The following is an 11,736-nucleotide window of genomic DNA, read 5'->3' on the forward strand; positions in this document are numbered from 1 at the left end:
AGTGCGCGATGAATTTCCCAGCAAAAGCACTGCTTGCCTGTACCTGCATGACCCTCAGCGCCGTCAGCCTGGGCGCACAGACCCTGACCATTGCCACCGTCAACAACAGCGACATGATCCGCATGCAAAAGCTGTCGAAAACCTTCGAGGCCGAGCATCCGCAGATCAAGTTGAACTGGGTGGTACTGGAAGAAAACGTCCTGCGTCAACGCCTGACCACCGATATCGCCACCCAGGGCGGGCAGTTCGATGTGCTGACCATCGGCATGTACGAAGCCGCACTCTGGGGCGCCAAGGGCTGGCTGGAACCGATGAAGGATCTGCCGGCGTCCTACGACCTGGACGATGTGTTCCCTTCAGTGCGCGACGGCCTTTCCGTCAAGGGCACGCTGTACGCCCTGCCGTTCTATGCAGAAAGCTCCATCACTTACTACCGCACCGACCTGTTCAAGCAGGCCGGGTTGACCATGCCTGAGCATCCGACCTGGGTGCAGATTGGCGAGTTTGCCGAAAAACTCACCGACAAGAGCAAGGAACAATACGGCCTGTGCCTGCGCGGCAAGGCCGGCTGGGGCGAGAACATGGCGCTGATCGGCACCCTGGCCAACGGTTATGGCGCACGCTGGTTCGATGAAAAGTGGCAACCACAATTCAACGGGCCCGAGTGGAAGGATGCACTGAACTTCTACGTCGACAACATGAAAAAATCCGGCCCACCGGGTGCGTCCAGCAATGGTTTCAATGAAAACCTCGCGCTGTTCAACAGCGGCAAGTGCGCGATCTGGGTGGATGCCAGCGTCGCCGGCTCGTTTGTCACCGACAAGACCCAGAGCAAGGTCGCCGATCACGTCGGCTTCACCTTTGCCCCTCAGCAGGTCACCGACAAGGGCACCTCGTGGCTGTATTCCTGGTCTCTGGCGATCCCGGCCAGCTCCAAGGCCAAGGACGCGGCCAAGGTCTTCAGTGCCTGGGCCACCTCCAAGGAGTACGGCGCGCTGGTGGCCAAGACCGATGGTATCGCCAACGTGCCGCCAGGTACCCGCGCCTCGACCTACAGCGAGGAATATATGCAGGCCGCCCCTTTTGCCAAGGTGACGCTGGAGTCGTTGAAGGTTGCGGACCCGACCAAACCGACTCTCAAGCCGGTGCCGTATATCGGTATCCAGTTGGTGACCATTCCTGAGTTCCAGGCGATTGGCACCCAGGTGGGCAAGTTCTTTTCCGGCGCCCTGACCGGCCAGCAGACGGTGGACCAGGCCCTGGCTGCCGCGCAAACCACCACCGAGCGGGAAATGAAGCGCGCCGGCTATCCCAAATAACCCAGCCTCCCCCCGTAAATGTAGGAGCTGGCTTGCCTGCGATAGCGGTGTATCAGTCACCAAATATGTCGGCTGAACCACCGTTATCGCGAGCAAGCCCGCTCCCACCCTGACCGCGCTCCGACTCTCGCTCTGCAAACTGGGTTTGATCCTATGAATGTGCAAACCGCTGCTGCGGATAAACCGCGTAAAAACCGCCTGCTCAACCCCGGCTGGTTCCTCGTCAGCCCCTCGGTGGCCCTGTTGCTGCTGTGGATGATCGTGCCCCTGGGCATGACCCTGTACTTTTCGCTGATCCGCTACAACCTGCTTTACCCCGGCGAAAACCAATTCGTGGGCCTGGAGAACTTCACCTACTTCATCACCGATTCCGGCTTCCTGCCCGGCGCCACCAACACCCTGTTGCTTGTGGGCAGCGTGCTGTTGATCAGCGTGGTGCTGGGCGTGTTGATCAGTGCCTTGCTGGAGGCCAGCGAGTTTTTCGGTCGTGGGTTGGTGCGGGTGTTGTTGATCTCGCCGTTCTTCATCATGCCCACGGTGGGTGCGCTGATCTGGAAGAACCTGATTTTCCACCCGGTGTCCGGCGTGCTGGCGGCGGTGTGGAAGCTGTTTGGCGCGCAGCCGGTGGATTGGCTGGCGCACTACCCGCTGCTGTCGATCATCATCATTGTGTCCTGGCAATGGCTGCCCTTCGCCATCCTGATCCTGATGACCGCCATGCAGTCCCTGGACCAGGAACAGAAAGAAGCTGCGCGCCTGGACGGAGCCGGCCCGATTGCGATCTTCTGGCACCTGACCCTGCCGCACCTGGCCCGGCCTATCGCCGTGGTGGTAATGATCGAGACGATTTTCCTGCTCTCGGTGTTCGCCGAAATCTTCACCACCACCAACGGCGGCCCCGGCTACGCCTCGACCAACCTCGCCTACCTGATCTACAACCAGGCGCTGGTGCAGTTCGACGTGGGCATGGCTTCGGCCGGCGGCTTGATTGCCGTGGTCATTGCCAACATCGCGGCGATCATCCTGGTACGGATGCTCGGCAAAAACCTGACTGACAAGCCTTGAGGGCCGCGCCATGACGCTTCAACAATCCCGCCGCCTGCAAAGCCTGTTGCTCGGCACCCTGGCCTGGGCCATCGCGATCGTGATCTTCTTCCCGATCTTCTGGATGGTGCTCACCAGTTTCAAGACCGAAATCGACGCGTTTGCCACGCCGCCGCAGTTCATTTTCACGCCAACCCTTGAGAACTACCTGCACATCAACGAGCGCAGCAATTACGTAAGCTTCGCCTGGAACTCAGTGGTGATTTCCTTCAGCGCCACCGCCTTGTGCCTGCTGATTGCGGTGCCGGCGGCCTACTCCATGGCGTTCTACGAAACCCAGCGCACCAAGGGCACGCTGCTGTGGATGCTGTCGACCAAGATGCTGCCACCCGTGGGTGTGCTGATGCCCATCTACCTGCTGGCCAAGAGCATGGGCCTGCTGGATACGCGCATTGCGCTGATCATCATCTACACCCTGATCAACCTGCCGATTGTGGTGTGGATGGTTTACACCTACTTCAAGGACATTCCCAAGGACATCCTCGAAGCCGCGCGCCTGGATGGCGCCACCCTGTGGCAGGAAATGGTGCGGGTGCTGCTGCCCATCGCCAAGGGCGGCCTGGCTTCCACGGTGTTGCTGTCGCTGATCCTGTGCTGGAACGAAGCGTTCTGGTCGCTGAACCTGACCTCGTCGAATGCCGCGCCGCTGACCGCGTTGATCGCCTCCTACTCCAGCCCCGAAGGTTTGTTCTGGGCCAAATTGTCCGCCGTCTCGACCCTGGCCTGCGCGCCGATCCTGATCTTCGGTTGGATCAGCCAGAAGCAACTGGTGCGCGGCCTGTCCTTTGGCGCCGTGAAATAACGACCCTTATAAAAAATGGAGGCCCATCATGGCCAACCTGAAAATCAAGAATCTGCAAAAAGGCTTCGAAGGCTTCTCCATCATCAAGGGCATCGACCTGGAAGTGAACGACAAGGAATTCGTGGTCTTTGTCGGGCCTTCGGGCTGTGGCAAGTCCACCCTGCTGCGCCTGATTGCCGGCCTTGAGGAAGTCACCGAAGGCACCATCGAACTCGATGGCCGCGACATCACCGAAGTGACCCCGGCCAAGCGCGACCTGGCCATGGTGTTCCAGACCTATGCCCTGTACCCGCATATGAGCGTGCGCAAGAACATGTCGTTTGCCCTGGATCTGGCGGGCGTAGACAAGAAGATCGTCGACAGCAAAGTCAGTGAGGCTGCACGCATCCTGGAGCTGGGCCCGCTGCTGGAGCGCAAGCCCAAGCAGTTGTCTGGCGGCCAGCGTCAGCGGGTGGCCATCGGCCGGGCGATTGTGCGCAACCCGAAGATTTTCCTGTTCGACGAGCCGCTGTCCAACCTCGACGCCGCCCTGCGCGTGCAAATGCGCCTGGAACTGGCGCGCCTGCACAAAGAACTGCAAGCCACCATGATCTACGTGACCCACGATCAGGTCGAGGCCATGACCCTGGCCGACAAGGTGGTGGTGCTTAACAGTGGGCGCATCGAACAGGTCGGCTCCCCCCTGGAGCTGTATCACCAGCCGGCCAACCTGTTTGTCGCGGGTTTTCTGGGGACGCCGAAAATGGGCTTTCTCAAGGGCCAGGTTACGCGGGTCGAAGGCCAGGGCTGCGATGTGCAACTGGACGCTGGCACCCTGATCAGCCTGCCATTGAGCAGCGCCAGCTTGAGCGTGGGCAGCGCCGTGACCCTGGGCATCCGCCCCGAGCACCTGGAACTGGCCGCGCCGGGCGATACCACCCTCACCGTCACCGCCGACGTGGGCGAGCGCCTGGGCAGCGACACGTTCTGCCATGTGCTCACCGCCAGTGGCGAGCCGCTGACCATGCGGATCCGTGGCGATATGGCCAGCCAGTATGGCGAGACGCTGCAATTGCACCTGGACCCGGCGCACTGCCATCTATTCGACGCCGACGGCGTTGCGGTGGCCCGTCCACTGCGCGCTGCCGCCTGATTTCGCGAGAATTTTGATGAAACTCAATCAACACAATCTCACCCAGTTGGCGCCCGAAGTGCGCCTGCCCGCCTATGCCATTGCCGACACACGCCAAGGCATCGCCCATATCGGCGTCGGCGGTTTCCACCGCGCACACCAGGCGTATTACACCGACGCCCTGATGAACACCGGTGTCGGCCTGGACTGGAGCATTTGCGGCATCGGCCTGCGCGCCGAAGACCGCCAGGCGCGGGATGACCTGGCCGGCCAGGACTATCTGTTCACCTTGTATGAGCTGGGCGACACCGACGACACCCAAGTGCGGGTGATCGGCGCCATCAGCGATATGCTCCTGGCGCAGGACGGCGCCCAGGCCCTGATCGACAAACTGGCCAGCCCTGAAATTCGCATCGTGTCGCTGACCATCACCGAGGGCGGCTACTGCATCGACGACAGCAACGGTGAGTTCATGGCCCACTTGCCGCAGATCCAGCATGACCTGGCCCACCCTGCGGCGCCGCAGACCGTATTCGGTTTTATCTGCGCGGCCCTGAGCCAGCGCCGTGCTGCAGGCATTCGGGCCTTTACCGTGATGTCCTGCGATAACCTGCCGCACAACGGCGCCGTGACCCGCAAGGCGTTGCTGGCGTTCGCCGCGTTGCGCGATGCCGAACTGCATGACTGGATCCAGGCCAACGTGAGTTTCCCCAACGCCATGGTCGACCGCATCACGCCCATGACCAGTACCGCCCACCGCCTGCAACTGCATGATGAACACGGCATCGACGATGCCTGGCCGGTGGTGTGCGAACCTTTTGTGCAATGGGTACTGGAAGACAAGTTCGTCAACGGCCGGCCAGCCTGGGAGCAGGTGGGTGTGCAGTTCACCGACGACGTCACGCCCTATGAAGAAATGAAGATCGGCCTGCTCAACGGCAGCCACCTGGCCCTGACCTACCTGGGGTTCCTCAAGGGTTACCGGTTTGTCCACGAAACCATGAACGACCCGCTGTTTGTCGCATATATGCGCGCCTATATGGACCTGGACGTGACCCCCAACCTGGCGCCGGTGCCGGGCATCGATCTGAACCAGTACAAGCAGACCTTGGTGGAGCGCTTCTCCAACAAGGCGATTGCCGATCAACTGGAGCGGGTCTGTTCCGACGGTTCGTCGAAGTTTCCCAAGTTCACGGTACCGACCATCAACCGCCTGATTGCCGAGGGTCGCGACACCGAGCGAGCAGCGCTGGTGGTGGCGGCCTGGGCCTTGTACCTGCGAGGTGTGGACGAGAACGGCGTGCGCTACCGCATCCCCGACCCGCGTGCGGACTTCTGCCGGGCACTGGTGGTGGACGACGCTTGCGTCAGTCAGCGGCTGTTGAGTGTGGAAGAGATTTTTGGCCCGGCGATTCCCAACTCACCTGAGTTTGTGGCAGCGTTTGAGCGGTGTTTTGCCAGTTTGCGTGACAAAGGTGTCGCAGAGACCCTGAAGCACCTGCTCGCCAACCTTCACTGACACAACTTGAGCAAAATAATGTGGGAGCGGGCTTGCTCGCGAAAGCAGTGGGTCAGTTGATAAATGTTTGGCTGATACCCGCTTTCGCGAGCAAGCCCGCTCCCACATTTTGACCGCGTTCCATTGAGCGATAACTATGACCCGGCAATCTCTGTTCCTCGGCATCGACTGCGGTACCCAAGGCACCAAGGCCATCGTCCTCGACGCCGCCAGCGGCAAGGTGCTGGGCCTGGGCGCGGCTGCCCACTCTCTGATCAGCGGCGCCAATGGACGGCGCGAGCAGCACACTCAGGAGTGGCTGGACGCCTTTACCGAAGCCACCCACCGCGCCCTGCAACAAGCCGGCGTGGATGGCCAGGACATCCTCGGCATCGGGGTTTCCGGCCAGCAACACGGCCTGGTGCTGCTCGACGAGCACGGCCAGGTACTGCGCCCGGCCAAGCTGTGGTGTGACACCGAAACCAGCGCCGAAAACGCCCGTTTACTCGAGCACCTGGGCGGTGAAAGCGGCTCCCTGGAGCGGCTGGGCGTCGCGATTGCCCCGGGCTATACCGTGTCCAAGCTGCTATGGACCCTGGAACAACACCCGGATGTTTTCGCACGCATCGCCCATGTGCTGCTGCCCCACGATTACCTCAACTATTGGCTCACTGGCCGCGCCTGCGCCGAGTATGGCGACGCCTCGGGCACCGGTTATTTCAATGTGCGTACCCGCCAATGGGACCTTGCGTTGCTGCGGCACATCGATGCCAGCGGGCGCCTGGAGGCGGCTTTGCCCGCGTTGATCGAGGCCAACCAGCCCGTGGGCAACATTCTGCCGGCCATCGCCGAACGCCTGGGGATCAACCCCGGGGCCATGGTATCCAGTGGTGGCGGCGACAATATGATGGGCGCGATTGGCACCGGCAACATCGTGCCAGGGGTGTTTACCATGAGCCTTGGTTCGTCGGGCACCGTGTATGCGTTTGCCGATCAACCGACGGTCAGCGCCGAAGCTGCGGTGGCGACGTTCTGTTCTTCCAGCGGTGGCTGGCTGCCGCTGATCTGCACCATGAACCTGACCAATGCCACCGGGGTCATCCGCGAATTGTTCGAGCTGGACCTGGTAGCGTTCAACGCCCTGGTGGCCCAGGCCCCGATTGGCGCCGAGGGCGTCAGCATGCTGCCGTTCCTCAATGGCGAGCGCGTGCCCGCCCTGCCCCACGCCACCGGCAGCCTGCATGGCCTGACCATGACCAACCTGACCCGTGGCAACCTGTGCCGCGCAGTGGTCGAAGGCACCACCTTCGGCTTGCGCCAAGGCTTGGACCTGTTGCGCCAGACCGGCCTGCAAAGCCACAGTATCCGCCTGACCGGCGGCGGCTCGAAAAGCCCTGTGTGGCGGCAGATGGTCGCCGATATCATGGACACCGAAGTGGTGTGTACCGAACAAAGCGAAGCGGCGGCCCTGGGCGCGGCGATCCAGGCCGCGTGGTGCCAGTCTGGCGAAAGCCTGCAGGCGCTGTGTGCACGCTGCGTCAGCGTCGACCCGGCCAGCCGCACCCAGCCTGTCGCCGCCAGCGTCAGGGCTTATCAGCAGGCCTATGAACGTTACCAACAGCATGTGGCAACCCTTTAAGAGCGAATAACTATGTATCTGGTGTGTGGCGAAGCGCTGTTTGATTTTTTCAGCCTGGAGGATGCCAGCGCGCAGGCATCCCAAGTCAATTTCAAGGCGATTGCCGGCGGTTCGCCGTTTAACGTCGCCGTGGGCCTGCGCCGCCTGGGGATCGAAGCCGGGTTGTTCGCCGGGCTGTCCAGCGATTACCTGGGCCAGCGCCTGCGCCAGGTCCTCAAGGATGAAGGCGTGCACGCCGATTATTTGGTGGAGTTTGCCGCGCCGACCACCCTGGCGATGGTAGCCCTGGGGGCCAACGGTTCACCGCAGTACAGCTTTCGCGGCGCAGGCTGTGCCGATCGGCAGTTGCAGATCGAACATCTGCCGGTGCTCGATGGGCGCGTACGCGGTCTGCATTTCGGTTCGTTTTCCCTGGTGGTGCAGCCGGTCGCTGACAGCCTGTTGGCCCTGATCCGCCGGGAAAGCGGCAAGCGCTTGATCAGCCTTGATCCGAATGTGCGCCTGAACCCCGAGCCGGATATCGAACTGTGGCGCCGGCGCGTGGCTGAACTGGTGCACTATGCCGACCTGATCAAGGTCAGCGATGAAGACTTGCACCTGCTCTACCCCGGCCAGGCGCCGGAAAGCGTGTTGCAGGGTTGGCTACAGCACCGCTGCCAGTTGATTTTCCTGACCCGTGGCGGCGATGGTGCGAGCGTGTTCAGTCGCCAGCACGGCAACTGGTCGGCCCCGGCGGTCAAGGTGGTGATGGCCGATACGGTGGGCGCTGGCGACACCTTCCAGGCGGCCTTGATCGCCTGGCTCACCGAACAGCAGCTGGATTCGGTGGAAGGTGTGCAGGGCCTGGGACGCGAGCAGATTGACGGCATGCTCAAGTTCGCCATCCGTGCCGCCGCGCTGACCTGTGGCAAGACCGGGCCAGACCTGCCCTATCGCCACCAATTAAACGAATAAACCCCATGCGGTTTCACTTCGCCGTCACTCGTACGCCCCGGGCCACCCAGGCGCCGACGATGCCGCCAGCCAGCGGGGCCAACCAGAACAACCAGAGCTGCATCAGGTAATCGGTGCCGGCAAACAGCGCCGTTCCGGTACTGCGCGCCGGGTTGACCGAGGTGTTGGTGACGGGAATCGATACCAGGTGGATCAGGGTCAGCGTCAGGCCCACGGCAATTGGCGCAAACCCTGGCGCGGCGCCGGGTGTGGTGACCCGCATGACGATAAACACCAGGAAGAACGTTCCCACGCTCTCTACCACCAGGGCGGCCAACAGGCTGTACTGGCCCGGACTCAACGCGCCGTAGCCATTGGCAGCGAACTCACCGAGTTCAAAGCCTGGCCGGCCGCTGGCGATCAGCGCGAGAATCGCCGCCGCGACGGTCGCCCCGGCGATCTGGGCGATGATATAGGGCAACACATCCAGCCCCGGCATTCGTCCTCCCACCCACAGGCCGACTGTAATGGCCGGGTTGAAATGCGCGCCACTGATGCTGCCCACCGCGTAGGACATGGTCAGCACACTCAAGCCAAACGCCAGGGCTACCCCGGCAAAGCCAATGCCCATGCCGGGAAATGCGGCCGACAGAATGGCGCTGCCACAGCCGCCGAAGGTCAACCAGAAAGTGCCGAGAAACTCTGCTGCGATTTTTTGTTGCACGCCCTACCTCAGCCACTGGCGACAGATGTGGCCGGACAGTAGCAGCGCAAGCGGGCGGCGCCGTATCGGATTTGTCTGAGGCTTGCCACACGCCCCCATCCCCCACGCACAGCGCACTGGTTTCAGGGTTTATCGTCGGTTGCCTGGGGTTGGCGGGGCTGGGGATCGGCGAATGGCTCAATGGCCATGCCGGCCCAGGAATTTTGCTGGCCGTGGGCACAGAGTTGGCGTTGGGCCTGGGGTTTATCCAGGCCCGCAATCCTGCCGTACGCTGATCAGTACAGTCTCGCCCCCGCTCTGCGCGGAGCCGGGGCATGGGCATGCTTGAGGTCTTCACGCAACTCGGTGATCAAGTTGCAGATCGCTCGGCTGCTGTTGAGTTCGTGGGCCTGGATGCCAGTGAAGGTGACATCCGTACCGTCGTCATCGTAGATTTTGATGGTCAACGACGCATCCTGAGCCTTGATGCATTCACAACGCCTGGGCAGGAAGCTGCCTTCAATAAGGCCGCGTAATTCCAATTCAGAAAGCATGGCTGAAACTCTCCTTTTTTGAGACCGCCAATGAATTTTTATCGATACCGACAGTCTGACCGCCGCGTCAGGACGGTTGACTTCACGCTTGCCAACCCTGGCAGGCGCTTTAACTGCAAAGCCTACTCCTTGTGTCTGTAGGCGTAGGATCCTTTCCTCATAAGCACCAGCAACCCTTATATAAGTTGCTGCTGGTTTGCACGGCCGGACGTTGGCGTGCATCGTGGCAGCCGCTGTTTTATTGCCCCCAAAGATAAGGAAGTCCCATGACCTCTTCTGCTCTCACCCTCCTTTCGGTACTGGCCATGAGCGCGCTGGCCGCCCAGGCCAATGCCGCCAAACTTGAAGATATCGCGCCCTACCCCAAGGCCGACGCCGGGCATGTTCGCCAGGTCATCCACTTGCCGGCAAAGTCCCAGGAACAGGACTTCAAGGTCGAAATCCTCGCCGGCAAAACCCTGCTGGTGGACTGCAACCAGCAGCGCCTGGGCGGTGTGCTGGAAGAGAAAAACCTCGAAGGCTGGGGCTATCCTTTTTACCGCCTGGAGAAGGTCAGCGGCCCCATGAGCACGATGATGGCCTGCCCCGATGGCAAGACCCGCGAGGACTTTGTGCCGGTGGTCGGCGACGGTTTTGTGCTGCGTTACAACAGCAAGTTGCCCATCGTTGTATATGTTCCAAAAGATGTCGAAGTGCGTTACCGCATCTGGTCGGCATCGACCACGGTCGAGAAGGCTAGCGAGCAGTAACGCCTTCTGTGGCGAGCGGGCTTGCCCCGCGCTGGGCTGCGAAGCAGCCCCAATAAGCCGAATGCGCTCGCCTGGTTTGGGGCTGCTTCGCAGCCCAGCGCGGGGCAAGCCCGCTCGCCACAAGGGGGCGTCAGGCTTGTGCCGCCACCCGCTCTGCCACGTGGCGCAAACTATCGAAGTTGATATTGGCCCCGGAGTTGATCGCCACCAGCGTCTGGCCCTGGGCCCCGGTGCGTTGCACATAGCGGCGGATTCCGGCAACTGCCAGGGCGCCTGAAGGCTCGGTGATGGAGCGGGTATCGTCGTAGATCAGCTTGATCGCGCTGCACAGTTCATCGTTGCTGACGGTGATGACTTCATCGACATGCTGGCGGCAGATTTCAAAGCCGTAGGCGCCGATCTGTGCCACGGCGGTGCCGTCGGCAAAGCTGTCCACGCTGGGCAATATCACCCGCTCGCCGGCACGCAAGGCCGCCAGCAGGCAACTGGAGCCTTCGGGCTCCACGCCAATGACCCGCACCTCGGGGCGCAGATACTTGATGTATGCCGCGATGCCAGCGATCAACCCGCCACCGCCCACCGGTACGAAGATCGCGTCCAGTGCGCCTTGTTGCTGGCGCAGGATTTCCATGGCGACGGTGCCCTGTCCGGCGATGACGTCAGGATCATCAAAGGGCGACACAAAAGTGCCCCTCGACTGTTCGGCCAACTGCAACGCATGGGCCAGGGCGAACGGAAAACTGGCGCCGTGCAGCACCGCGTCGGCGCCCCGTGAGCGCACGCCCAGCACTTTCAATTCGGGGGTGGTACTGGGCATTACAATCGTCGCCTTGATCCCCAGTTCACGCGCCGCCAGGGCCACGCCCTGGGCATGGTTGCCGGCAGAGGCGGTGACTACACCGCAGCTTTTTTGCCCATCAGTAAGCTGCACCAGTTTGTTGTAGGCGCCGCGGATCTTAAAGGAAAACGTCGGCTGCAGGTCTTCGCGCTTGAGCAGGATCTGATTGCCGAGCAACGCCGATAGCGCCGGGGCCGGCTGCAACGGCGTGCGCACCGCCAGGTCGTAGACCGGCGCGGCGAGGATTTTCTTCACGTAATGCTCAAGCAAGCCATCGTCGAGCGTGGACTGCGGCAGTGGGCTACTCATGGGTGTCTCCTGGCGTTTGACAGAGCCCTGGAGACGGAAAAACAAAACCCGCCTCTAGGGCGGGTTTGGGTACAGCCGAACGCTATCCCGCCATATGAGGAATGGCGGTAATAATGCTTGGCTGGGAACGATAGGTTTGAAATGTCATGCAACGAAACTAACCGGCAGCCTATTACA

Annotated in this window: 11 protein-coding genes and 1 pseudogene; 9 read left to right on the plus strand and 3 right to left on the minus strand. The window is 61.8% G+C overall.

Annotated elements, in window-relative coordinates:
* The first annotated feature begins 8 nt into the window (after positions 1-8).
* The 7 genes from GDV60_RS13840 to GDV60_RS13870 all read left to right on the plus strand — a co-directional run bounded on the left by GDV60_RS13840 (position 9) and on the right by GDV60_RS13870 (position 8,427).
* Positions 9-1,319, plus strand: coding sequence for a sugar ABC transporter substrate-binding protein (locus GDV60_RS13840; RefSeq protein WP_092236816.1), 1,311 nt, complete (start codon positions 9-11; stop codon positions 1,317-1,319).
* Positions 1,320-1,472: 153 nt separating this feature from the next.
* On the plus strand, positions 1,473-2,384 hold the full coding sequence (locus GDV60_RS13845; RefSeq protein WP_029291571.1) for a carbohydrate ABC transporter permease: 912 nt from the start codon (positions 1,473-1,475) through the stop codon (positions 2,382-2,384).
* Between the two features lie 10 nt (positions 2,385-2,394).
* Complete coding sequence (locus GDV60_RS13850; protein ID WP_029291568.1) at positions 2,395-3,225, plus strand: carbohydrate ABC transporter permease; 831 nt, start codon at positions 2,395-2,397, stop codon at positions 3,223-3,225.
* A 28-nt stretch (positions 3,226-3,253) separates the two neighbouring features.
* Positions 3,254-4,357 carry an ABC transporter ATP-binding protein gene (locus tag GDV60_RS13855; RefSeq protein WP_154905969.1) on the plus strand — a complete coding sequence of 368 codons (1,104 nt, stop codon included), beginning with the start codon at positions 3,254-3,256 and terminating at the stop codon, positions 4,355-4,357.
* Between the two features lie 16 nt (positions 4,358-4,373).
* A complete protein-coding gene (locus GDV60_RS13860; RefSeq protein ID WP_159907709.1) occupies positions 4,374-5,855 on the plus strand; it encodes a mannitol dehydrogenase family protein in 1,482 nt (493 codons plus the stop codon).
* Positions 5,856-5,991: 136 nt separating this feature from the next.
* Entirely contained in the window at positions 5,992-7,473 is a 1,482-nt protein-coding gene (xylB, locus tag GDV60_RS13865; protein ID WP_092236827.1) for a xylulokinase, read from the plus strand.
* Between the two features lie 12 nt (positions 7,474-7,485).
* Positions 7,486-8,427 carry a carbohydrate kinase gene (locus GDV60_RS13870; RefSeq protein WP_159907711.1) on the plus strand — a complete coding sequence of 314 codons (942 nt, stop codon included), beginning with the start codon at positions 7,486-7,488 and terminating at the stop codon, positions 8,425-8,427.
* Between the two features lie 13 nt (positions 8,428-8,440).
* On the opposite strand, the gene aqpZ is transcribed toward GDV60_RS13870, so the two are convergent.
* Complete coding sequence (aqpZ, locus tag GDV60_RS13875) at positions 8,441-9,130, minus strand: aquaporin Z (RefSeq protein WP_159907712.1); 690 nt, start codon at positions 9,128-9,130, stop codon at positions 8,441-8,443.
* 92 nt (positions 9,131-9,222) lie between these two features.
* Here aqpZ and GDV60_RS13880 point away from each other — a divergent pair.
* Positions 9,223-9,405, plus strand: a pseudogene (locus GDV60_RS13880) (hypothetical protein); the annotation flags it as partial.
* On the opposite strand, the gene GDV60_RS13885 reads toward GDV60_RS13880, so the two are convergent.
* Complete coding sequence (locus GDV60_RS13885) at positions 9,406-9,663, minus strand: DUF1652 domain-containing protein (protein WP_029291551.1); 258 nt, start codon at positions 9,661-9,663, stop codon at positions 9,406-9,408.
* 266 nt (positions 9,664-9,929) lie between these two features.
* On the opposite strand from GDV60_RS13885, the gene eco reads away from it, so the two are divergent.
* A complete protein-coding gene (eco, locus tag GDV60_RS13890) occupies positions 9,930-10,412 on the plus strand; it encodes a serine protease inhibitor ecotin (protein WP_159907714.1) in 483 nt (160 codons plus the stop codon).
* Positions 10,413-10,542: 130 nt separating this feature from the next.
* On the opposite strand, the gene ilvA is transcribed toward eco, so the two are convergent.
* Positions 10,543-11,559, minus strand: a complete 1,017-nt coding sequence (gene ilvA, locus GDV60_RS13895) for a threonine ammonia-lyase, biosynthetic (protein ID WP_159907716.1) — start codon at positions 11,557-11,559, stop codon at positions 10,543-10,545.
* Positions 11,560-11,736 lie beyond the last annotated feature (177 nt).

This window comes from Pseudomonas sp. DTU12.1 (genome assembly GCF_009873475.1).
GTDB lineage: Bacteria > Pseudomonadota > Gammaproteobacteria > Pseudomonadales > Pseudomonadaceae > Aquipseudomonas > Aquipseudomonas proteolytica.